The organism is Flavobacterium johnsoniae, assembly GCF_030388325.1.
GTDB classification, from domain to species: domain Bacteria; phylum Bacteroidota; class Bacteroidia; order Flavobacteriales; family Flavobacteriaceae; genus Flavobacterium; species Flavobacterium johnsoniae_C.
In genome coordinates this window covers 1,378,511-1,401,866 of record NZ_CP103794.1, presented here as the reverse complement: position 1 = coordinate 1,401,866, position 23,356 = coordinate 1,378,511, and the positions used below count along the sequence as shown (strand labels likewise).

Below are 23,356 nucleotides of genomic sequence, written 5' to 3'. Positions count from 1 at the left end.
AAAGTGAATTATGATGATGAAAACTGGCAGACAAATTTGTTTTTGAAAACCAAAATTAACAGTCTCGCTTTTAATACCGTTCACGGAAGTTTTGCCAAAGAAAAAATATTGCAAGGCAATTTTGATATTTCGTATTCTGAAGCATCTCAAAAAATAGACATTAAAACTCAAAAGCTTAAAATTGGTTCTGATGCATTTGACATTAAGGCTTTCTTTAATATCGGAAAACAAAATTCACTTTTCGGAATTAACATTGAAACCAATATTTTATGGCGAAATGCGTCTAATTTATTATCGGCAAATATCAGTTCAAAACTGAATCAATTTGATTTAAAAAAACCGATAGAAGTCAATTGCGATATAAAAGGCGATTTAAATGTCGAAGGCGATCCGAAAATTATGGTTCAGGCCGATATTCGAAATAACGAATTGACAATTCCCGATGGCTTGTTTACCAATTGCAGTTTTAAAGGCATTTTTACGAATAATTTTAAACCCGAAAAAGGTTTTAATGATCCGAATTCTGCTATAATTCTAACACACTTTAAAGCTGAATACGAAACGATTCCGCTTACGATTTCACAAGCCGTTATTAATAATCTCGAAAAACCAATTGCTACTGGAATCGTAAATGCCGATTTTGATATTTCGAAACTTAACGGAATGTCGAATGAAAAAATTCTTCATTTCGAAAGCGGACATGCCAAAGCCAATTTAAGATTTCAGTTTGATATTGTCGATTTGTACATTAACAAACCTCGTATAACTGGCGAAGTCGATATTGATAACGCGACGTTTGATTATCTTCCTAAAAGCATTCATGCCGAAAAAACCGCCGTACAATTATCGTTTACAGAGCAGGCGCTTTACATCAAAAAAATAGCTTATAAACACAAAAACAACATTATTCGAATTGATGGAAAAATCGATAATTTCTTGAATTTGTATTACGATGCGCCCGAAAAAATGGTTGTAAATTGGAATATTTACTGCCCGAGTATTGATGTAAAACAATTTTTAGGTGTTTTAAAAAATTCGCCAACCCAAAAAACAGTGCAGAAAAAAACAGTTAAAAAGAAAAACGTCAATTTTACAAATCAGCTGAAATCTGTAATTGAGAAATGTACCGCTGTAATCAATCTCAAAGCCGATAAAATCACTTACGGTTCGCTTACAGCAACAAATACCAAAGCGACTTTGCAAATGCTAAATTCGAAATTACTGCTCAAAAACGGAACTTTGCAGACTTCTGGCGGAAGTATTGCGTTTAACGGCGCTATTTTACCAAGCGGAAACCAATATATTTTCAGTTCGAATGCGCAAGTAAACCGAGTAGATATTGCAAGTTTTTTAAGATCTTTCAACAATTTCGGAATCAAATCTTTTAGTCCAAAAAACATCAAAGGACGATTAAGCAGCAACGCCAATGTTACAGGTTTAATGAGCAGCAAAGGCGATTTGATTGTGAATTCGATGCGAGGAAAATTAGATTTTAATGTCAATCAAGGCGCTTTACTCGACTTTGAACCGATTATGAAAGTCGGCAAATTTGCTTTTCCGTTTCGCGATGTGGAGAATATTACGTTTAGCGATTTATCGGGTTCGCTCAATCTTCGCGGCGAACAAATCGATATTCGCAAATTAACTATAAGTTCCAGCGTCTTAAACTTCGACATAGACGGAATTTACTCTTTCGGTCGAGGCACAAATCTAGCGCTTACAGTTCCGCTAAGAAACTCTAAAAACGATGCCAATCTTGCCACTAAAGAAGAACGTAAAGCTGTTAGAGAACGTGGTATTGTCCTGCATTTGATTGCTTATGATAATGAGGGGAAGATTAAGATTAAGTGGGGGAAGAGGGATAAGGAGTGATTTTCATTTTAAAAAGTCTTTTTTTTATAGATTTCAAAGAACACTTAAATATTTTATACTTTTACGTGAGATAATTAATACAAGCAATAATTCATGGCAGGAGAAAATTGGACTCGAGAACAAACAGTAGTCGCCTTAAATACGTATTGCAAAATTCCATTTAACAGAGTTTCATCAAATCATCCTGAAATAATTCGGGTTTCTAAAATCATTGGCAGAAGTCCAAATTCTTTAAAAATGAAAATTGGAAATTTTGGAAGTTTCGATTTAGAATTAAAAGCTAAAGGAATTGTTGGATTAGGGAATGCAAGTAAACTTGATAAAATCGTTTGGGAGGAATTTAGTAGTAATTGGCAAAACCTCGGTTACGAAAGTGAATTGCTGATTTCTAATTTTGAAAACGAACCTATTGAAAAAACTTCAAAAATTAATCTCGATAATTTGCCATTAGGCAAAGAGAGAGAAGCAATTATTAAAGCAAGAGTCAATCAGAATTTCTTTCGCTCAACAATTCTTTCATCGTACAATTCTAGATGTTGCATAACAGGATTATCGATTCCAGATTTCCTTGTTGCAAGCCATATAATTCCTTGGGCAAAAGATGATAAAATTAGATTAAATCCTCATAATGGAGTTTGTATAAATTCAATTCATGATAAAGCTTTTGACAGAGGTTTCATAACCATTACAACTGATTATAAAATAAAGATATCACAATACTTCAATGAATATAAATTTGAAAATGCGGTAGAAGATTTCTTTTTAAAATACCACAACAAACCAATCATTTTACCAGATCGATTCCTTCCCTCCAAAGAATATTTAGATTTTCATCAAACAACAATTTTTAAAAAATGAAATTTATAACTGAAATAATTTTTGGCAAAGAACAGATAATAAAATATCGCAACAACGAAACTTTTGATGATTTTGAAAAAATAATCAATGTAAAAAAATACACTTTCGAAACCCAGTTAGAAAGAAATGCATTTTATAAAGGATTGGCAGAAGGAGTTGGTTGGTCGGAATTTGAAGTTGTAAAAGAATTTGAAGAAACTGACCATAAAGAAATAAATGAAAAGGAAGAAGATGGATTTGATTATTGGTCTTTTATTGAAAAGTTTTATCCCAAATACTATCAATGCAATAGTGTTTTACTTAGCGACATTTTAACAAAAAAACTTGATGGTGAAGAAATTTCTGAAAGTGATGAAGAATATATCAAAGACTGGAATGTTAGAAATGAATTATTAGAAATTCATAAAGAATTATTACTCAAAGCTTTCGAAAACTTTTTTAATGCAATTTATCCAGAAAAAATATTAGATGGAGAATAATTAATTGAGATTTATAATTCTTCAAAAGTTTTCTTTCAATACAAAAAAACATCCGCAAAATATTTTCATAATATTTCCTTAACTCACTTGTCTTTTCCCTTTAAAATAAATAAGTTTGAGAATGAATCATTAAATATTATGCGTTATGAAAGTACAAATCAACACCGACAAAAACATTGAAGGAAGTGCAAGATTAGAAAGTTATTTTGCTGCAGAAACAGAAAAAAGCTTAGATCGTTTTCAGGATAAAATTACTCGCGTAGAAATTCATTTTGGAGATGAAAATGGAGAAAAATTTAGCTTGCACGACAAAAAATGTGTAATTGAGGTTCGTCCTGTAAAATTACAGGCAATCACAGTTACAGATCATGCCGACACGCTTGAAAAAGCATTTAGCGGTGCTTTGGCAAAGGCAAAAAAATCGTTGACTTCGACTTTCGAAAAAATAAAAACACATTAATATAATATATAAGTTGCAAAGCAACAAAGTGACAAAGGTTCTAAGTTTTCTTGGAACCTTTGTCACTTTTCTACTTTATAACTTTTTCTTTAACTTATGATTTTGGCAAAGGTGCTCCAACGGCAATATCACATCTATGTCCTGGTTTTCCATGCGCAGGATTCATTCCGTCTACAATTCCAGTGTCTTGTCCCGCACTTTCTGTACTCAACAATGCCGGAACCGCATTTGATGGCGGAGGCGTAACCGTAAAACTTTGAGACGTCGATCCGTTTTCTGCTGTAGTTCCCGAAGTAGTTTTTGCTACTGGAGAATTTAGAGGCGCTCCAACTGCAATATCGCAACGATGTCCTGGCTGCCCGTGAGGCGGATTCATTCCTTTTGCTGTTTTTACTGGTGCTACAGTTGTTGTAGTCACAACTTGTTGTTGCTGATTTGGATTTACCTGAACGGTCTGACCTTGTTGTGTTGGTGCAGAATTTAAAGGTGCTCCAACAGCAATATCGCAACGATGGCCTGGCTGTCCGTGTGCCGGATTCAAACCTTTTGTATCTGCTAAAACTGTATTCGGATTTGCCGCAGGATTTTGAACAACTGGCGCAGTCGTTTTTGATGAGTCTTTTGCAAGTCCCAATCGCACTAATTCTGAGGTTGCGGTACTTTCTTGAGGTTCTAATTCCTTTTTGCAGGAAATGAATAATAAGGAAGTTATGGCTAGTGAACTTAAAAGTATTTTTGCATTCATTGGGAGGTATTTTTATTGAAAATCAAATATAGTAGTTTTTGAGAAATTAAATGATATGAGGAATGTTAATGATAATTAAAGACAGTTTTTTATAGTCTTTTGATTTCGTAACCAAATAGATTATCAGCAATTTATATCATCCCAAGAAACGACAATCATCATATTTGCTCTAGTAAATACCAGATTAAAAAAACTTCAATTCTCTTACATTCCTTATATGGTTTAAAAAATTTATACCTTTAAACTCAAATAATAAATCTCATGAAAAAAACAATCTTACTTCTTTTATTTGTAGCTTCTTTTGCAAATGCACAAACCGACAAAAATAAAATCAATCAGACTTTAGACGCTTGGCATAAAGCCGCTGGCGAAGTAAAATATGATGCTTACTTTAATGCAATGGCAGATGACGCTATCTACATCGGAACAGATGCAACAGAAAACTGGACAAAAAAAGAATTTCAGGTTTGGGCAAAACCTTATTTTGACAAAAAAACGACATGGAATTTTAAAGCCTTAGAACGTCATATCTTTTTTGATAAATCGGGAAAAATTGCTTGGTTTGATGAATTGCTTGATACTCAAATGAAAATCTGTCGTGGTTCTGGCGTTTTGGTAAAAGTAGGTAACGAATGGAAAATTCAGCATTATGTTTTATCAATGACTATTCCGAATGATGAAGTTGATGCCGTAACTAAAATAAAAGCGCCAATTGAAGACGCTTTAATCGCAAAGCTTCAAAAGAAATAAAACATTTCACCTATTTCTTTTTATAAACATAACTTTTTAAGCGCCTTACAAGCCGAATTAAGAAATTAATTTTAATTAATTCGGCAAAAACGGTGCTTTTTTGTAACTTTAAAATAAGATACTGTCAAAAAAATGATGTGTATTTTAAAAAATCAATCAAAATAAAACACATACCTCTATTTTAACAGCCTCTAAAACGAGAATATTTATTTTTTTTTAACTTTGACCCCAAAAAAAACAGGGTTAAACAAAGTATTTTAAAATGAAAATAGAAAAACGCTGGATTATTTCCTTTATTATGATCAGTGTCGTGTGCACAATTGGTGCATTTTGGCCAACAGTTACAGAAAATAGTTATGTTTTATCAGAATTTGGAACTACAGACCATATTGTTCCTGCCGATGTTGCCTGGATGCTTACTTCTAGTTGCTTGGTTTTAATCATGACACCAGGATTATCATTCTTTTACGGAGGAATGGTTGGAAAAAAGAATGTAATTTCTACCATGCTTCAAAGTTTTATTTGCTTAGGCGTAGTAACGCTTTTATGGGTTGTTGTTGCATTTAGTTTAGCTTTTGGAGATCCCGTTGGATTTGGCTCTGGAGATCATTTTTACAGCTTTTTCGGAAACCCGACTACTTTTGCTTTTATGGATTATGTAGGTGTTCTGCCTCATAAACAATTAGCAAATACAATTCCGTTTATGCTTTTTGCTTTGTTTCAAATGAAATTTGCCATCATTTGTCCTGCAATTATTACGGGTTCGTTTGCAGAACGTGTTCGTTTTATTTCTTATTTAGTTTTCATTAGTTTATTCACCATTTTTATATATGCTCCTTTGTGTCACGCTGTTTGGTATCCAACGGGTGTTTTAGGAAGTTATTTTGGAGTAAAAGATTTTGCAGGAGGAACTGTTGTCCATATGAGTTCTGGTTTTGCTGCTTTGGCTGGAGTTATTGTTTTAGGAAAAAGAAAAAACAGTCAGCATATTCCAACCAATATTCCATTTGTATTATTAGGAACAGGAATGCTTTGGTTTGGATGGTTCGGATTTAACGCTGGATCTGCTCTTGCTGCCAACGGAACTGCTGCCATGGCTTTTGCAACCACTACAACTTCATCTGCCGCTGCAATGCTAACTTGGATTTTCTTCGATAGAATGAACGGCAGAAAAGTGTCTGCTCTAGGCGCTTGTATCGGAGCCGTTGTAGGTTTAGTTGCTATTACGCCAGCCGCAGGATTTGTTTCGGTGCCAGAAAGTATGTTCTTCGGATTTGTAACGGCTTTGGTTTCTAATACCGCAGTAAATTGCAAATACTCAAAAAGATTTGATGATACGCTTGACGTTTTTGCTTGCCACGGAGTCGGAGGAATTATGGGAATGATTTTAACAGCTATCTTTGCTCACGGAGAAGACGCAAGTTTACTTCATGGAGGATGGAATGTTTTCGGACACCATATGATGGCGTTGGTTTTAGTATCTGTTTTTACTTTCTTCGGAGCTTATTTCTTATTCAAAGTAACGAACTTCATTATTCCATTAAGAGTTTCAGAAGAATCAGAACATATCGGATTGGATTTATCACAACACGATGAATCTCTTGATCCGAAAGCACAGCCAATTACGGAACCTCATTACGGTTAAAAAATAAACCTAAAATATATTCGCCACGAATTCACGGATTATTCAAAATAAAATTCGTGAATTCGTGGCGAAAAACTTTTTAAACCTAATTCCGCTATTTTCATTCGTTTATATTCCTTAATTTTGCGGAAAATTTTTGTAAAAGTGGGAAGTAAAAATAAACTAAAAAGATTCAGAGAAAACGAAACATTTCAAAACGTTTTTCAACCAACTAGAGAAGAAGTTGTTGGCGATTTAATGCCTTTAAAAGGAAAATGGAATTCTGATTTCTTTAAAAATGATAATCCATTAGTTTTAGAATTAGGATGTGGAAAGGGAGAATATTCTGTTGGATTAGCAGAAAAATACCCAGACAAAAATTTTATCGGAATTGACATCAAAGGTGCGCGTTTCTGGCGTGGTGCTAAAACTGCTGTTGAAGACGGTCTTCATAATGTAGCTTTTGTTCGAACTCAAATCGAATTGATCAATCATATTTTTGCTGAAGGCGAAGTAGACGAAATCTGGATTACTTTTCCAGATCCGCAGATCAAATACAAAAGAACAAAACACAGAATGACAAATTCTGAATTCTTGAAACTATACAAAAAAATCCTGAAAAAAGACGGCGTTGTAAACCTTAAAACCGATAGCGAATTCATGCACGGTTATACTTTAGGTTTGCTTCACGGAGAAGGACACGAAGTTTTATATGCGAATCATAACGTATACAAAAACGAAGGAAGTCCAGAAGTTGTAACTTCGATTCAGACATTTTATGAGAAACAATATTTAGAAATTAACAAGGCAATTACGTATATTCGTTTCAAAATTAAAGATTAGTCTTAATTTTAAAAACTGAATTTAAAACTTACAAATCAACTTAATGGCCTTATTTACTCCTTTTATTTCTGGATTTATAGCCGCTGCAATTGGGATTATTCCACCAGGATTAATCAACATGACGGCAGCCAAAATAAATCTGAAAGAAGGTAAAAAGAATGCCATGTGGTTTGCTGTTGGAGCCGTTTTGGTTATTTTTTTTCAGGTTTATGTTGCAGTTCTTTTTGCTCGCGTAATTGATAATCGTCCAGATGTTGTTACGCTATTGCGTGAAGTTGGTTTTGGAATCTTTTCGATTTTAACGATTTACTTTTTATTTATTGCAAAAGAACCCAAAACCAAGAAAAAATCGAAGATTAAAAAAAGCAGTAAAAAAAGCCGTTTTTTTCTTGGAATGTTGCTTTCTGGATTAAATTTCTTTCCGATTCCGTATTACGTTGTTGTGAGCGTTACTTTGGCATCGTATCATCTTTTTGTATTCGAAAACAATATCATTTTTACATTTGTATTAGGATCTGTTTTAGGCTCGTTTGCCGCTTTGTATAGTTACATTGCCTTTTTTGGAAGAATCGAAAAGAAAACGGATTATTTAATGCGAAACATGAATACTATTATTGGAAGCATTACGGGATTAATCGCACTTGCAACACTTTTTAATATCCTGAATTACTATTTCGGTTAATTTTTATAGACACAGATTAGAAGCATTAAAATGATTTTTTTACTTTGTGATGAAGTTTTTCACGCAGATTTTGCAGATTTGCGCAGATCTAAAAGATTTTTTGATTTAATTTTAATCTGCTAAAATCTGCGTGAGACAAAAAAAACAATTTATGGCTGAGGAAAATTTTTTCGAAAGAGTTTATGTAATTGCAAGACAAATTCCGTACGGAAAAGTCACTTCTTATGGTGCAATTGCAAAAGCTTTAGGAACTGCTCGTTCTGCTAGAATGGTGGGTTGGGCAATGAATGCATGTCATAATATGGATGATGTTCCGGCGCATAGAGTTGTCAATCAAAAAGGACTTTTGACCGGAAAACATCATTTTGACGGAACTAATTTAATGCAACAACTTTTAGAAAACGAAGGAATTAAAGTCGTAAACAATCAGATTGTTGATTTTGAAAAACACTTTTGGAAACCTGAAATTGAATTTTAAATTTTTCTTTTCATAAAACCCCCACAATCTTGTCATTCCGAGGAACGAGGAATCTCCGCAATATTAATCTACAACGTATATAAAAATCTTTGTCGAGCTACTTACGAAGATTCCTCGTTCCTCGGAATGACAAAAATACGTGTACTAATCGACTACAAATCAAATCAAACAAATCACAAAACTCGTTTGATCTTCATCGGTTTGGTAACTTAAATATCCTCCATGTGCTTCAATAATATTTTTAGAAAGCGTTAATCCGATTCCAGCGCCATCTTTTCTGGTCGTGAAAAAAGGCAAGAAAACTTTATCTCTAATTTCAGCATCTACACCTTTTCCGTTATCTGAAATCACAATAAAAAAGCGGTTATTTTCGGTATAACTTGAAATGATTAATTTCTTTTCTTCTTTTTCTTTTAAAGCGTGAATACTATTGGTAATCAAATTAATAATTACCTGTTCCATCTGATTTTTATCAATTGAAATCGAGCGCGAACTATGAATTTCGTTAAACAATTCAATTCCTTCTTGTTTCAAAATCGGATTCATAATTCGAAGACAATCTTCAAACAATGCCTTAATTGGCGTCATTTGTTTATTTGGTGTCGGAAGCATCGCCAATTTTCTGTAATTCTCAACAAAAACCTGCAAATGATCGCTTCGATTTATGATAGTTGAAATACTACTTTTGATATCTTCAAAATCATCTTCTTCTAATTGTTCTTGATCTACAATATGGAGCAAATTCTGCGAAAGCGCACGGATTGGCGTTAAAGAATTCATTAATTCATGCGATATAATTTTCATCAAATTAATCCAAGCTTCTTTTTCTTTCTTCTCAATAACACGTTGAATACTATCCAATAAAATAATAAAATATTCTTTGTTGTAGGTTTGCGTATGCGAAGTTTGAAGCATAAATGTCTGCAAATCCTGATCTTCAATTTTTATAGAAATAGCCGTTTTAACCTCAGCAAAATCAATATTTTCAATTTCATTACAAAGTGCAGGAAGGTAATTTTTAAGGTATTTCCAGTGTGTTACTTTCGGCACTTTAAAGAGATTCGAAAAACAATCATTCATTATAAAAATAGACCAATTGTCATTTTCTTTTTCCAGAATCAAAGCCGCTGTATCAATACTGTTCAATATCGAACGATAAATTAATTCTTTAGAAGTCTGTTCTTGTTTTTGAACTTTTAAGGTATCGTACAAAAGGTACAAACTATTAAAATTATCTTTTTTATGCTCTTCTGGAAAGTGTGTAGAAAAGTCGTTATGCAAAATAGAGTTTATCGTTTTGTCATAAAACAAAAGTTGATTTTTGACAAAAAAATACATTTCAAAAAGAAAAATCAGAACAAAAACGCCAACCAAAATAGCGTTGTATCGAAATCCTTTATAAAACAGCAAAGCACTGCAAAGAAAAAGCGCCATGATAAACACAACTCTTACGAATAAAGCGTTATAAAACTTCCAATTCCTCATTATTTGTTTTTTCTCGCCACAGATTAAAAGGATTTTCACAGATTTGAATAAAAATCTTTTTTAATCTTTTAATCTGTGGCAAAATTATTCTTGATTTTAATTCTTTAAATCGTATTTTTCTATTCTTCGGTACAAAGCCGCGCGAGACAAACCCAATTCTTCGGCAGTTTTACTGATATTTCCGCTATGTTTGAACAACGCTTTTTCGATTGCTCCTTTTTCCATTTCAGACAACTGATTTTCATCGTTTTCCTGAATTTCTTCGAAGTCCAAAATATCTAAATCCAGAACCGAAATCGTGTTATTTTCGGCTAAAATTAGAGCGCGTTCTATCTTATTTTCCATTTCTCGGACATTTCCTTTCCATGGATATTTTTCTAAATAAGAGTTGACATTTTCCTCAAAACGCCATCCCGAAGTTTCGGGACCATGATTGTACTTTTCGGCAATCTTTTCTAAAATAAAATTTGCCATCGGAACAATGTCATCTTTTCTTTCGCGTAAAGCGGGAAGATTAATTTCCATTGTATTAATTCGATACAACAAATCTTCGCGGAAAGTTTTATTTTTTACTTCGGTTTTAATGTCGCTGTTTGTCGCTGCAATAACACGAACATTTAGCGGACGAGGTTTGCTTTCGCCTAAACGCGTTACGGTTTTGGTTTGTAAAACGTGTAATAATTTAGCTTGTAAATGCAGCGGAATATTTCCGATTTCATCTAAAAAAATAGTTCCGTTTGAAGCATTTTCAAAACGTCCTGGAGTATCGATTTTAGCATCGGTAAAAGCTCCTTTTGCGTAACCAAAAAGTTCGCTTTCGAACAAATTATCGCTTAACGAACCTAAATCTACATGCACAAAAGGCTGGTTTTTTCTTTCTGAATGTTGGTGAATGTGTTCGGCAAAAACATATTTTCCTGTTCCGTTTTCGCCCAAAATCAGAACGTTAGCGTCGGTTCTGGCCACTTTTTCAGCTATTGCATAAGCTTGTTTTATTTTGGCGGAAGTTCCGACGAAATATTTCTTTTCGTTTTTACCTTCTTCGACTGTTGCTTTTTTATTGTTTTTTCTGCTTTCCACAACGGCTTTTTCGATAATTTCAAGCAATTTTTCGTTATGCCAAGGTTTTAAAACATAATCAAAAGCGCCAATTTTTATGCCTTCTACGGCGGTTTCAATTTTTCCAAAAGCGGTCATCAAAATCACAATTGTATTTGGAGAAAGTGTTTTAATTTCTTTCAACCAATGAATTCCTTCGCGTCCGTCTTCAAAACCAATTCTGTAATTCATATCCAGAAGCACCACATTTATTTCATTTTCACTTAAAAGCGAAATGATTTTTTTTGGACTGTTGGTTGTAAAAATGGTTTCAAAATGCTTTTTGAGAATCATTTTTGCCGAAAAAAGAATTTCTTCCTGATCGTCAACAACTAATATTTGAGCTTGCTTTTTTCTCATGTGGTATTTTTTTGTTCGGTTTCGAACGGTCAACTGTTCATTATCGAACACTACTTTTTTATAGTGGTTTTGAAAGCTTCTTTAAAATCAACACTTTACAAATAATAAATTTACTGGCACAGTATTTACCTATTGATTATCAGTAAAATATTAAAAAAATGGACAAGATAATTCCTCGTAAAAATAAAAAAATTAGATATCTCACAATAGCAATTGCTGTTTTTTTAGTTTTGGTTGTTATCGTGGCTTTTGCTTTCAATTCAAAAAGAACTTTAAATGTAAAAGCTGATGAATTGGTAATTCAAAAAGCAGAAAAAGCCTTTTTTGAAGATTTTGTAGTTTTTCAGGCAAAAGTTGAGCCATTGAATGTTATGCTGGTAAATGTTACTGAAGGCGGTTCTGTAAAAGAAATTTTTGTAGAAAATGGCGCAATGGTTACTAAAGGACAGTCGTTGGCTCGTTTATACAACCCAAATACAGAATTAAATTATTTGACTCAAGAAACTGCTATAATTGAGCAAATCAACAACTTAAATACAGGAAAATTAAACATCAGAAATCAAGAATTAAACTTGACTAAAGATTTGGTTTTAATCGAACACGATTATAATGATGCCAAAAGATTATATGACATGAACGCCAAACTTTACGAAAAAGACGTGATTTCTAAAAATGATTGGAATACTTTTAAAGAAAGTCTTCGTTTTCAGGAAGAAAGAAAAAGAACGATTTTGCAAAGTGTTCAGAAAGAAAAACAAAGCAATCAAGTTCAGATTTCTCAAATTAACCGATCCATTCAAACTATGGAAAAAAGCTTGGATATTCTAAGAAATAACAAAAAGAACTTTTTGATTACAGCGCCAGAAACGGGAAGATTGACTTCTTTTGAACCTGTTTTAGGAAAATCTTTTCAAGCTGGAGCAAGCATCGGTAAAATTGATTCTAATAAAGGTTACAAATTAGCCGCTGAAGTTGATGAATTTTACTTAGAAAAAATTAGAGAAGGCTTAAAAGGTCAAGTTGAATTTAAAGGAAAAAATCTGGAAGTTGTAGTTACAAAAGTAATTCCAGAAGTAAAAAGCGGACATTTTACAGTAGAGTTGGCTTTCACATCAAAAGAAAATATTGTTTTACAAGACGGACTTAGCTTTGGCGTAAAACTGATTTTGTCTGAAAAAAACAAAACACTTGTAATTCCGAGAGGAACTTTTAATCAAGAAGCGGCAGGAAAATGGATTTTTGTAGTAAAAGGAAATAAAGCCGAACGAAGAAATATAAAATTAGGACGCGAAAATCCTTCTTATTATGAAGTTCTTGAAGGATTAAAAGAAGGCGAATCTGTGATAACTTCTTCTTATTCTGACTATAAAGATATTGAAGAGCTTTCGCTTATAAAAGAATAATTTGTTTCAAGTTTCAGGTTTCAGGTTAGCGCACCGAACAACCTGAAACTTGAAACCTGAAACAAACAAAAACAAAAAAACACAATCATCGTTTCAATCATCAATCAAAAAACGTTTTTAATAACATTTCAAAACCTTAAAAAATTATGATCACAATTCAGAATTTAACCAAAGTTTTTAGAACAGAAGAAATAGAAACTGCTGCTTTGAGCGGAATCAATTTAGAAATTAAAAAAGGAGATTTTTTAACTATTATGGGACCTTCTGGCTGCGGAAAATCGACTTTACTGAATATCATCGGACTTCTAGATAGTGCAAACGACGGAAGTTATAAATTGTTAGATCAAGAAATGATTGGTCTTAAAGAAAAAGGAAGAGCGCAAGTGAGAAAAGAAAACATTGGTTTTATTTTTCAAAACTTCAACCTAATCGACGAGCTTTCTGTTTACGATAATATCGAATTGCCTCTTCTTTATAACAACGTAAAAGCTTCTGAAAGAAAACAGAAAATTGAAGCCATTGCAGAAAAATTAAATATTTCTCATCGTTTGAAACATTTTCCGCAACAGCTTTCTGGAGGACAACAGCAAAGAGTTGCCGTTGCAAGAGCTTTAGTAAATGATCCGAAAATTATTCTTGCCGATGAGCCTACTGGAAACTTAGATAGTAAAAACGGTAATGAAGTAATGGAACTTTTAACCGATTTGCACGCTAAAGGCGCTACAATCTTGATGGTTACCCACTCTGATTATGATGCTTCTTTTTCGCAAAGAACGATTCATATGAAAGACGGAGTTATATTTTCTGAGAAATTAAATCAGAGAAATGTTGATGTTTTTATGGACGCTAAATAAAGAAATCATGATTAAAATTATTGTTACTGCACTCGTAGTTCTGGTAGAATTTGTCTGCAAAATTTTTACAATGCTTTAAAAAAATCTTTACAATTTAAAACTCATTTAACTAAAAACAAACACCATGATTTTTAACTGGTTTAAAATATTTATTTATCATTTAAAACAGAGCAAACTTTTTTCTCTTCTAAATGTTCTTGGATTAAGCATCGGAATTGCATCTGTTATTTTCGCCATTCTTTATTGGAACAACGAACACTCTTATGATCAATGGAACCCTGGAAAAGAAAAGATTTATCAAGTCTTAAATAAAATTGGAGCCACTGGAGATACTTGGGCATCAAATTCGATTCCGTTTGGAGAAACTTGTAAAACTACTATTCCGGAAATAGAAAAAGTGTGCTTTTTTAATAGTTGGTATGACGAAGATATCATCAAATATCAAGGACGAAAATTACTTGTGAAAGATATCATGATTTCAGATGAGAATTTCTTTGACTTCTTTCCTTTTGAAATCGTAAATGGTGCAAAGCAAAACATTCTAAAAGAAAAAAACAGTGTTGCTATTTCTGATTTACAAGCAAAACTTCTTTTTAAGGATGAGAATCCTATCGGTAAATCTATATCATTCAATAGCTTAACTTTCACTGTAAAGGCTATTTATCATATTACAGAACCTTCATCTATTGAACCATCTTATGTTTTTAGCGGTATCAAAAGAGAAAGCGACGCAAATAGCTGGGGAAATTTCAATTACGGTTTATTAGTAAAAATTAAAGACGGTGCAGATCCAGATGCTGTTTTAAAGAAAATGCAAAATGTAAATTTTGTAAACCGAACAGTAAAAGATGCCAAAGAAAATGGACAAACGGTAGAGCAATATGTAAAAGAAAATGGTGAAATTACAGTTATTATTGACCAATTAAAAACAGCTCGTTTACATGGTACAAAAAGCTCTAATGGTCAAAATTTTCCTGAAGGAATTGGTAATTTGAAGCTATTATACATCATGGCTGGTTTATCTATCCTTATTTTAGTTTTATCATTGGTTAACTATATTAATCTAGCAACTGCATCGGCAATCAAACGTGCTAAAGAAGTTGGAGTTCGTAAAATTGTCGGAGCTTCAAAAAATCAAATTGTTAGACAATTTATTTTTGAAACTGCTATAATTGTTACGCTAGCGATTTTGTTTGCCTTGGCAATTGTCGAACTTTCTTTACCATATTACAATACATTTTTAAAGAAAAATTTGACTATGAATGGCAGTGAATTTTACCTGCAGCTCATTTTTATATTTGGATTAGTAATCATTCTTGCTGGTATTTTCCCTGCCATTTATATCTCAAATTTCGAAACTTTAAAAGTTTTAAAAGGTAATTTTTCTAGGAGCAAAAGCGGTATCTGGATTCGTAACTCTATGCTTATTTTTCAATTCGGAATCGCAGCATTCTTTATCATCGGCGCGCTAATTGTAAATTCGCAAGTAGATTATATGATAAATAAAGATCTTGGTTTTAAAGGTGATCAGGTAATTTCGATTCCTTTTAATACCCCAGACAGAAGCAAAAGAACGCAAGAATATTTAACCGCTAAACAAGAAATACAGAAAATATCTGGAGTTGTAGAGGTTTCTACTTTTGCAGGTACTTTTGGAAACAACAGCGGTTCAAGTTCTGGATTCTCTCACAAAGGCATTTTTGTACAGCCTAAAAACATCGAAATGGATTTTGGCTTTTTGGATATGATGAAAATTAAAATTGTTGAAGGTCGAGATTTGTCTCCACAATTTGCATCTGACACTATAGAAAATTGGCTTGTAAATGAAGCTTTAGTTAAAAATTTAGGGCTTAAAAATCCTGTAAATACTATTATAAGTTCTGGCTGGGGAAATGAAAAAGGAAATTTAAAATTTAAAATTGTAGGAGTTGTAAAAGATTTCAATTTAATGGGACTTCAAAATAAAATACCTCCAATGGTTTTTATCAACTTGAAAACTTTAAAGTGGAATAACTTTAATAATGTGCTCGTAAAGGTTTCTCCAAATAATTTAACAGAAACGTTAGAAAAATTGAAATCTTATTGGGAGAAAAATGTAAATCCAGACTATCCTTTTGATTACGAATTTGTTAACAAAGGATTTGCAAGAACTTATGAAGAACAAATCAAACAAAAAAACCTATTTTTTATCTTAAATTTAGTTGTAATTATAATTGCTGTGTTCGGATTGTTCGCTTTGGCATCATTTTCGATGGAGAGAAGATTGAAAGAAATTGCAATTAGAAAAACGCTGGGTGCGGAAACAGATATTTTGCTAAAAGAATTGTCGAAACAATATATCGTTTTCTGTTTTATGGGATTCGCTATCGGAATAGTACCTGCTTATATTTTATTGCAAAAATGGCTTGAGGATTTTGCTTTCAGAATTAATATTTCTGTTGTGCCGTTTACAGTCGCACTTATTTCTTTAGTAATTCTAACATTAATAATTGTACTAACAAAGGCATATCAAGTAACTAAAATTGACGTTTTAAAATATTTAAAATACGAATAAGCTTGTAGACCATTTTTTTTTAAGAAGCCCGGCAGATTTCAGTTAAGTCTGCCGGGCTTTTATTTTCAATTCATTGTTACAGCATCAGAATAAAGAAGTTTATCTAAACTTTCATCTCTATCGTAAACGTCTGGAAAAAAATTAACTTCACCATTATCCTGAACCCAAGCTGTAAAATAGCCAATATAAACCGGAATTTTATTTTTAAGCATACAAGTTGTTTCTTTTTCGCCACTCATCGCTTTGTCAATTTTATCTGCTGGCCAATCTGGATCGTCTTTTAAAATCGCTAGCGCAAGATTCTTTGCTTCTTTTACATTTATGCATCCATGACTAAAAGTACGTTTTTCAAACTCGAACAAACTTTTTGCAGGCGTATCATGCATGTAAATATCATTCGGATTTGGAAACATAAATTTCACCAATCCTAATGAATTTTTAGGGCCAGGTTTTTGTCTCACTTTGCCTCCATTCCATTCCATATTATTTTCTGCCAGATAGTTTTTATCTCTTGCCATCTGTAGTTTTAATTCATTTTGAATAATGCTGTTCGGCACATACCAATACGGACTAAAAACGATTCGATCCATCATACCGCTAAATATCACAGTTTCGCTCAATCTATTGCCGACAAAAATATCCGAAACGAGTGCGTATTGTCCATCTTTCACATAAAACATTCTAAACGACGGAATATTAACCATTACATATTCACTTGCTTTAGACAAATTGGTCGGAATCCATCTGCATCTTTCCATATTCAGCATTATCGTTTTTATTCTCTTGCTAATTGGCTCGTTAAACTGATTGATATGATCTCTCGTTATAACATAATTCAATTTTAGATTATATCTTTTTTTATAATTTAAAATTCCAGCCATCAGTTCTTCATCATAAACATTGCTTTTAGAATCCTGCTTCAAATCTCCCGTAACATACAAACGATTTCTAATTTGCTTAATCGCCACGGCTGTGTCATCGGGTCTTAATTCTTTAAAGGTTGCGCTATCTATTGTTATTTTTTGCCAAAGATTATCGGTTTCTATTTTGCGATATTTTTTTAAAGCATCTTTCAATTTGTAATATTGGCTAAATAAAAGATTGTCATCTTCATTCAATCTGTTTGTATCGACAATTAAAGAATCTAAAATTTTAGAATACGAAATACTTTTAGCAGGCAAATACCAACCTATTTTTTTTAAAGTTGCAGGATCTACACCAGAATAAACATTACTCGCATAAAAAATGTACATACTTGTAAGCAGAAGTTCTGTATCCATCTGCGGCGGATCAATATTATCGCTTTCGTTAAAGGCTTGATCGATTATTTCTTTATAAGGCATCTTACTGTCTATTCCCTGATCTTTCAGCACGTTTACTTTCTGGTATAATAATGCCCCAAATTCGGTTATCTTATCATCATCATACCAAATAGATTTGTATTGTTTTGCTTTGTAAACATCTTCAACCTCTTTCTGATACTTTTTTAGTTTAGGATATTTTTTAAAAAACGCATTTATAGAAGTTGCGTCTATCGTAATAATAAAAGCATTTTTAGCTGTTTCTTTCATTTTAGTTTTCTCAGGAAATGAGTTAAACGAAAACATCAAAAAGCTAATCGCAATAATAATAGTAGAAAAAGTAAAATTTCGCATATTTCTAAAGTTTAAGTGAAAGAAAATAACTTCAAAAAAATATCGAAAACCCAAAAAACACTTCTAGAAAAACAAGTTTTCGTATTCTTTTTTTCATCTGGAAATCATCGATTTGGGCAATCAAATATACACAAGATTTGTGAGATTTTAGCGCTAAAAAACAGAAAATTTTGACAAAAATTAATCTTTATTTTTCAAAAAATTAAAGCCAATTCAGAAAAAACCTTTTCATCATATAATCAATTGAACCTCAAAAAGTACTTTAAAAATGATCTTACATAATTTTGAATAATCTCTCTATCAATAATTACAATTTAAAATCGCTTAATTCCGAACTTAATCTGTTATCTTTGCACCCTGAATTCGGTTTAAATAAGTATAATCTTTAAAAACAGGATTCTGCGAATAGAAAAATAGCCCATTACAATGAAATTAGATAGAAAAGAAATTCTTAAAGCTTTAGAATCAATTACTATTGCTGGAGAAGGAAAAAATATGGTTGAAAGCGGCGCTGTAACCAATGTTATTACATTTGGAGATGAAGCTGTAGTAGACCTTGTATTGCACACACCTGCAATGCACATTAAAAAAAGAGCCGAAGACGATATCAAAAAAACAATTCACGAATTAATATCGCCTGACGCAAAAGTTAAAGTAAACATTAAAGTAGAATCTCCAGAAAAACCTGAAATAAAAGGTCGCGCAATTCCTGGAATCAAAAATATTATTGCAGTTGCTTCTGGAAAAGGAGGAGTAGGAAAATCTACCGTTACAGCAAATTTAGCTGTTACACTTGCAAAAATGGGTTTTAAAGTTGGGGTTTTAGATGCTGATATTTACGGTCCTTCGATGCCAATTATGTTTGATGTTGAAAACGAAAAACCAGTTTCTATTACTGTCGATGGAAAATCAAAAATGAAACCTATCGAAAGTTATGAAATCAAAATGCTTTCAATCGGATTTTTTACAGCTCCAAGTCAAGCCGTAATCTGGAGAGGTCCAATGGCTGCAAAAGCTTTAAACCAAATGATTTTTGATGCAGATTGGGGAGAATTAGATTTTATGTTACTTGATTTACCTCCTGGAACTGGAGATATTCACTTATCTATCATGCAGTCACTTCCAATTACTGGAGCTGTTGTAGTAAGTACTCCGCAAGCTGTAGCTCTTGCAGATGCTAAAAAAGGAGTTGCAATGTTCATGCAGGATAATATCAATGTTCCTGTTTTGGGAATTATCGAAAATATGGCGTACTTTACACCAGAAGAATTGCCTGAAAACAAATACTATATCTTTGGACAAGAAGGTGCTAAAAACCTTGCTCAAGACTTAGACGTTCCGTTTTTAGGAGAAGTTCCAATTGTTCAATCTATTCGTGAAGCAGGAGATTACGGTCGTCCGGCTGCATTACAAACAGCTTCTCCAATAGAAAAAGTTTTCGAAGAAATCACAAGAAATGTGGTGCAAGAAACAGTAAACAGAAACGAAAGCTTACCAGCAACAGAAGCCATCAAAATTACAACAATGGCGGGTTGTTCGGCAGTTAAGAAAAATTAGATAATGAGATAATCTGTCAATTAGATAATTTTCTAATTGTCACATTTTCATAATTTACACATTAAATATTATGACAACAGAAGAATTAACAAATAATGTTTTATTGGCCTTAGACGAGATAAGACCATTTTTAAAATCTGATGGTGGAGATATTTCATTAATTTCTATCGAAGATGACAAACATGTAAAAGTTCGTTTGGAAGGGGCTTGTATTAGCTGCAGCGTAAATCAAATGACACTGAAAGCAGGAGTTGAAACAACAATAAAAAAATATGCGCCACAGATTGAAACTGTGGTAAATATTATGTAATAAACCAGATTGTTTTTTTCGACTAATGTTTTTACAGCGAATCGGTAAGAATTTCTGATGTTTACATAAACATCAAAATATCTTTTTCATCATTATCGCATTATAAAAAGCCCAAAACAGTAATCGAAAAATTTAAAATTAATTACAGAATTTGAGCACGTTTTCAAATTCTAAAATAAAATTCCAATAATTTAAAATGGATGTATTAATCAAGATTAAAGATCGAGAAGGAGTTATACACGAATTACAGGCTCCTACTGATATGGCAATGAATATAATGGAGTTATGCAAAGCATACGAACTTCCTGTTGAAGGAACTTGCGGCGGAATGGCAATGTGCGCTTCTTGCCAATGTTATGTTCTAAATGACGTTGCATTACCAGAAATGGGAGATGATGAAGAAGCAATGCTTTCGGAAGCATTTTATGTAAAATCTAATAGCCGTTTAGGATGTCAGATTCCAATTACTGAAGATTTAGAAGGTTTGGAATTAGAATTGGCTCCAGAATACTAAAAATAATAGAAAAGCGAGAATTTGATTCTCGCTTTTTTTTATGACTTATTTCCACTTCCAATCTAGCTCAGAAATAAAATCTATTTTCAAATTTTCTGCAATTGATTTTAATTTGCAACGCAATTCTTCGATATTTCCAATTTGTAATTTCGGAATCATAAAACTTTCTCCTGTTTTGAAAGCAATAAAAAAATAATCTTTGATTTCGCTTATATTCTTTAGCACAGAAAAATTGAATTCCGATTTTCCGATTCCTTCATTGAAAACTTCTAATACATCTTCTTTAAATTTTATTTTTGTCACGATTCCTATTCTATTTTTAAAATTCTCAATGACATATTTTTTAAAAACTCTTTGATAAAATTTCTTCTGATAAAATGGGAAAAGAAAAAAATAGATTACAGCAGTAACTCCACAGCAATACGCTTCAAGTAAATTTTCATTCACATAAAGAAAAAAACCTAAAATTACCAATACTAAGATTACGAACGTTTTTGTTATTCTCCTCTGTTTTTTTATTTGTTCACTTTTTGATGCTAAATATAATTGCTGTTGTAAATAATCGTTTTCTGTTAAGCTGTAGTTCAGTTCCATCAATAATATTTTGAAACACAAAAATAATTTCACGTTAAAAAACAAACTACCTTCACAAGTCTTAAAACTATCATATTAAGTCATTTTAAATACCCTATTTTATTATTCAAAAACCTTTTAGCGGCTATACAAAACATCTATTACAAATATTTTTGCAAAAATTTGAGGATATAAACAGTTCGTTTATTCCTCAGCCAATCAAAAATATTTTAAAATGAAAAAAATTCTAAATTACATTAGTATTGCAGTTGTCGCATTCGCATTATTTTCATGCAATAAAAATGAATGGACACCAGAAGTAGAAGCTGAATTCAAAAAACTTGCAAAAGAAGAAATGACAAGTGGTGAAGATAAAGTTTCTGACCAGGAAGCTACGGAAATGGTTAACTGTATGACGGAGAAGATAAAAAAGCAAAACATTTTACCTAATGATGTCGAAAAAACTGAAAATGAAGCGATTCTAACTAAAATTGCAATGGAATGCGCAAAAGAGTCGATGAAAAAATAATTTATTCCAATAAAAAAACCGTAATTACATCACTGCAATTACGGTTTTCTCTTTATAACAATTTTCTTTAATCTCTCAACTTACACCAAACCAGCTTGAATTAAATATTCAGCAATTTGGATTGTGTTTGTTGCAGCACCTTTTCTTAAGTTATCAGCAACAATCCACATGTTTAATGTATTTGGTTGGCTTTCGTCACGACGGATTCTTCCAACAAAAACATCATTTTTACCTTCTGCATATAATGGCATTGGATAAGTAAACGTATCTAAATTATCTTGTACCACTACTCCATCTGTATTGTGAAGGATTTCACGAACTTCATTTACTTCAAAATCATTTGTAAACTCAACGTTTACTGCTTCGCTATGTCCGCCTACAACTGGCACACGAACTGCAGTAGCTGTAACTCTAATCGTGTTATCACCAAGAATTTTTTGAGTTTCGCGAACTAATTTCATTTCTTCTTTAGTGTATCCGTTTTCTTCGAAACTATCGCAATGTGGAATTGCATTTCTGTGAATTGGATATTTGTATGCCATTTCACCTTGAACTCCAGCGTATTCGTTTTCTAATTGTTTTACCGCTTTTACACCAGTTCCAGTGATAGATTGGTACGTAGAAACGATAATTCTTTTAATATTGTATTTTTTGTGCAAAGGAGCCAAAGCCAAAACCATCTGAATTGTAGAACAGTTTGGATTTGCAATAATTTTATCTTCTTTAGTTAAAACAGAAGCATTGATTTCTGGAACTACTAATTTTTTAGTCGGATCCATTCTCCATGCAGAAGAGTTGTCAATAACGGTTGTTCCAGCAGCAGCAAATTTTGGTGCCCATTCTAACGAAGTATCTCCACCAGCTGAGAAAACTGCAATATCAGCTTTCATATCAACTGCTGTTTGTAAACCAACTACTTTATATTTTGTTCCTTTATATTCAATTTCTTTTCCTACTGATCTTTCAGACGCAACAGGAATTAATTCTGTAACAGGAAAATTTCTTTCCGCTAAAACTTTAAGCATTACTTCGCCAACCATTCCGGTAGCTCCTACAACTGCAATTCTCATTTTTATATGTTTAAATAAATCAATTAATCTAATTTGTACTGCAAAAGTAAGTAATATAAAAGTCTCTGCAAGGTGATTCACAAAAAATAACAAAATGTTACAAAATAAACATTTTGTAAAAAAACCGCCTCTTTAGAAGGCGGTTAAGTTAGACTTAGTGTAGCGGTATTATATCTTATTGTTTGTTTTTCAACAAATCTCTAATTTGTGTAAGCAATTCTTCCTGAGTTGGTGCTGCAGGTTGGTTTGGTGCTGGTTCTTCTTTCTTTTTAAGACTATTAATTCCTTTGATAATCAAAAACAAAACAAAGGCTACAATTAAAAAGTTGATAACGGCTGATAGAAACAATCCGTACTTTACGCCGCCAAAAGCTGTTAAATCTTCTATTCTCGATAAATGAGCCGCATCTAGCGCTGGTTTTAACACTAATGGTGTGATTACGTCTTCAATAAATGAACTAACAATTTTACCAAAAGCAGCTCCAATAATTACTGCAACAGCAAGGTCAACCACGTTGCCTTTCATTGCAAATGCCTTAAATTCTGAAAAAAATCCCATATTTGATCTGTTTAGTTGAATATTAAATGAATCTCGAAAATACG

General features: G+C 32.5%; 23 protein-coding genes. 16 read left to right on the top strand and 7 right to left on the bottom strand.

Annotated features, from left to right (window positions below; genetic code table 11):
* Nucleotides 1-42 precede the first annotated feature (42 nt).
* The 4 genes from NYQ10_RS06240 to NYQ10_RS06225 all read left to right on the top strand — a co-directional run bounded on the left by NYQ10_RS06240 (nucleotide 43) and on the right by NYQ10_RS06225 (nucleotide 3,669).
* Complete coding sequence (locus NYQ10_RS06240; RefSeq protein WP_289879361.1) at nucleotides 43-1,872, top strand: AsmA-like C-terminal region-containing protein; 1,830 nt, start codon at nucleotides 43-45, stop codon at nucleotides 1,870-1,872.
* A 93-nt stretch (nucleotides 1,873-1,965) separates the two neighbouring features.
* The gene (locus NYQ10_RS06235; RefSeq protein WP_289879360.1) at nucleotides 1,966-2,730 is read left to right on the top strand and encodes an HNH endonuclease; all 765 of its coding nucleotides are present in this window, start codon (nucleotides 1,966-1,968) and stop codon (nucleotides 2,728-2,730) included.
* Complete coding sequence (locus NYQ10_RS06230; RefSeq protein WP_289879359.1) at nucleotides 2,727-3,209, top strand: hypothetical protein; 483 nt, start codon at nucleotides 2,727-2,729, stop codon at nucleotides 3,207-3,209. The genes NYQ10_RS06235 and NYQ10_RS06230 overlap by 4 nt, the downstream gene beginning before the upstream one ends.
* A 145-nt stretch (nucleotides 3,210-3,354) precedes the next feature.
* Nucleotides 3,355-3,669, top strand: coding sequence for an HPF/RaiA family ribosome-associated protein (locus NYQ10_RS06225; RefSeq protein WP_289879358.1), 315 nt, complete (start codon nucleotides 3,355-3,357; stop codon nucleotides 3,667-3,669).
* Between the two features lie 94 nt (nucleotides 3,670-3,763).
* Here NYQ10_RS06225 and NYQ10_RS06220 read toward each other — a convergent pair whose 3' ends face one another.
* A complete protein-coding gene (locus tag NYQ10_RS06220) occupies nucleotides 3,764-4,414 on the bottom strand; it encodes a hypothetical protein (RefSeq protein ID WP_289879357.1) in 651 nt (216 codons plus the stop codon).
* Nucleotides 4,415-4,675: 261 nt separating this feature from the next.
* Here NYQ10_RS06220 and NYQ10_RS06215 point away from each other — a divergent pair, with 261 nt between their 5' ends.
* The 5 genes from NYQ10_RS06215 to NYQ10_RS06195 all read left to right on the top strand — a co-directional run bounded on the left by NYQ10_RS06215 (nucleotide 4,676) and on the right by NYQ10_RS06195 (nucleotide 8,791).
* Nucleotides 4,676-5,164 (top strand): nuclear transport factor 2 family protein, encoded by a 489-nt coding sequence (locus NYQ10_RS06215; RefSeq protein ID WP_289879356.1) that lies wholly within the window; start codon nucleotides 4,676-4,678, stop codon nucleotides 5,162-5,164.
* Nucleotides 5,165-5,426: 262 nt separating this feature from the next.
* Nucleotides 5,427-6,809 carry an ammonium transporter gene (locus NYQ10_RS06210; RefSeq protein ID WP_289879355.1) on the top strand — a complete coding sequence of 461 codons (1,383 nt, stop codon included), beginning with the start codon at nucleotides 5,427-5,429 and terminating at the stop codon, nucleotides 6,807-6,809.
* Between the two features lie 144 nt (nucleotides 6,810-6,953).
* Nucleotides 6,954-7,631 carry a tRNA (guanosine(46)-N7)-methyltransferase TrmB gene (gene trmB / locus NYQ10_RS06205; RefSeq protein ID WP_144215838.1) on the top strand — a complete coding sequence of 226 codons (678 nt, stop codon included), beginning with the start codon at nucleotides 6,954-6,956 and terminating at the stop codon, nucleotides 7,629-7,631.
* 43 nt (nucleotides 7,632-7,674) lie between these two features.
* Nucleotides 7,675-8,313: a LysE family transporter gene (locus NYQ10_RS06200; protein WP_289879354.1), complete on the top strand. Its 639-nt coding sequence runs from the start codon at nucleotides 7,675-7,677 to the stop codon at nucleotides 8,311-8,313.
* Between the two features lie 151 nt (nucleotides 8,314-8,464).
* Entirely contained in the window at nucleotides 8,465-8,791 is a 327-nt protein-coding gene (locus NYQ10_RS06195; protein ID WP_289879353.1) for an MGMT family protein, read from the top strand.
* A 159-nt stretch (nucleotides 8,792-8,950) separates the two neighbouring features.
* Here the strand turns inward: NYQ10_RS06195 and NYQ10_RS06190 are convergent, their stop codons facing one another.
* Together NYQ10_RS06190 and NYQ10_RS06185 are read right to left on the bottom strand one after the other, a co-directional pair.
* Nucleotides 8,951-10,276 (bottom strand): sensor histidine kinase, encoded by a 1,326-nt coding sequence (locus NYQ10_RS06190; RefSeq protein ID WP_289879352.1) that lies wholly within the window; start codon nucleotides 10,274-10,276, stop codon nucleotides 8,951-8,953.
* A gap of 96 nt (nucleotides 10,277-10,372) precedes the next feature.
* Complete coding sequence (locus NYQ10_RS06185) at nucleotides 10,373-11,734, bottom strand: sigma-54-dependent transcriptional regulator (protein WP_289879351.1); 1,362 nt, start codon at nucleotides 11,732-11,734, stop codon at nucleotides 10,373-10,375.
* A gap of 158 nt (nucleotides 11,735-11,892) precedes the next feature.
* Between NYQ10_RS06185 and NYQ10_RS06180 the strand changes: the two genes are divergently transcribed.
* From NYQ10_RS06180 to NYQ10_RS06170, 3 genes are all read left to right on the top strand, one after another.
* Nucleotides 11,893-13,137, top strand: coding sequence for an efflux RND transporter periplasmic adaptor subunit (locus NYQ10_RS06180; RefSeq protein ID WP_289879350.1), 1,245 nt, complete (start codon nucleotides 11,893-11,895; stop codon nucleotides 13,135-13,137).
* 146 nt (nucleotides 13,138-13,283) lie between these two features.
* Entirely contained in the window at nucleotides 13,284-13,991 is a 708-nt protein-coding gene (locus tag NYQ10_RS06175; protein ID WP_184158257.1) for an ABC transporter ATP-binding protein, read from the top strand.
* A gap of 124 nt (nucleotides 13,992-14,115) precedes the next feature.
* Nucleotides 14,116-16,545 (top strand): ABC transporter permease, encoded by a 2,430-nt coding sequence (locus tag NYQ10_RS06170; RefSeq protein WP_289879349.1) that lies wholly within the window; start codon nucleotides 14,116-14,118, stop codon nucleotides 16,543-16,545.
* A gap of 65 nt (nucleotides 16,546-16,610) precedes the next feature.
* Here NYQ10_RS06170 and NYQ10_RS06165 read toward each other — a convergent pair whose 3' ends face one another.
* Nucleotides 16,611-18,200 (bottom strand): L,D-transpeptidase family protein, encoded by a 1,590-nt coding sequence (locus tag NYQ10_RS06165; RefSeq protein ID WP_289879348.1) that lies wholly within the window; start codon nucleotides 18,198-18,200, stop codon nucleotides 16,611-16,613.
* Between the two features lie 426 nt (nucleotides 18,201-18,626).
* Here NYQ10_RS06165 and NYQ10_RS06160 point away from each other — a divergent pair, with 426 nt between their 5' ends.
* The 3 genes from NYQ10_RS06160 (at nucleotide 18,627) to NYQ10_RS06150 (ending at nucleotide 20,581) form a co-directional block, all read left to right on the top strand.
* Nucleotides 18,627-19,757 (top strand): Mrp/NBP35 family ATP-binding protein, encoded by a 1,131-nt coding sequence (locus tag NYQ10_RS06160; protein WP_276175520.1) that lies wholly within the window; start codon nucleotides 18,627-18,629, stop codon nucleotides 19,755-19,757.
* Between the two features lie 70 nt (nucleotides 19,758-19,827).
* Entirely contained in the window at nucleotides 19,828-20,067 is a 240-nt protein-coding gene (locus NYQ10_RS06155) for a NifU family protein (protein WP_057116000.1), read from the top strand.
* A gap of 196 nt (nucleotides 20,068-20,263) precedes the next feature.
* Nucleotides 20,264-20,581 (top strand): 2Fe-2S iron-sulfur cluster-binding protein, encoded by a 318-nt coding sequence (locus NYQ10_RS06150; RefSeq protein WP_091490641.1) that lies wholly within the window; start codon nucleotides 20,264-20,266, stop codon nucleotides 20,579-20,581.
* Between the two features lie 45 nt (nucleotides 20,582-20,626).
* On the opposite strand, the gene NYQ10_RS06145 is transcribed toward NYQ10_RS06150, so the two are convergent.
* The gene (locus tag NYQ10_RS06145; protein WP_289879347.1) at nucleotides 20,627-21,175 is read right to left on the bottom strand and encodes a YcxB family protein; all 549 of its coding nucleotides are present in this window, start codon (nucleotides 21,173-21,175) and stop codon (nucleotides 20,627-20,629) included.
* Nucleotides 21,176-21,389: 214 nt separating this feature from the next.
* Here NYQ10_RS06145 and NYQ10_RS06140 point away from each other — a divergent pair, with 214 nt between their 5' ends.
* The gene (locus NYQ10_RS06140; RefSeq protein WP_289879346.1) at nucleotides 21,390-21,683 is read left to right on the top strand and encodes a hypothetical protein; all 294 of its coding nucleotides are present in this window, start codon (nucleotides 21,390-21,392) and stop codon (nucleotides 21,681-21,683) included.
* A gap of 80 nt (nucleotides 21,684-21,763) precedes the next feature.
* On the opposite strand, the gene NYQ10_RS06135 is transcribed toward NYQ10_RS06140, so the two are convergent.
* Together NYQ10_RS06135 and mscL are read right to left on the bottom strand one after the other, a co-directional pair.
* Nucleotides 21,764-22,753 carry an aspartate-semialdehyde dehydrogenase gene (locus NYQ10_RS06135; RefSeq protein ID WP_289879345.1) on the bottom strand — a complete coding sequence of 330 codons (990 nt, stop codon included), beginning with the start codon at nucleotides 22,751-22,753 and terminating at the stop codon, nucleotides 21,764-21,766.
* 175 nt (nucleotides 22,754-22,928) lie between these two features.
* Entirely contained in the window at nucleotides 22,929-23,312 is a 384-nt protein-coding gene (gene mscL / locus NYQ10_RS06130; RefSeq protein ID WP_289879344.1) for a large conductance mechanosensitive channel protein MscL, read from the bottom strand.
* Nucleotides 23,313-23,356: the final 44 nt, after the last annotated feature.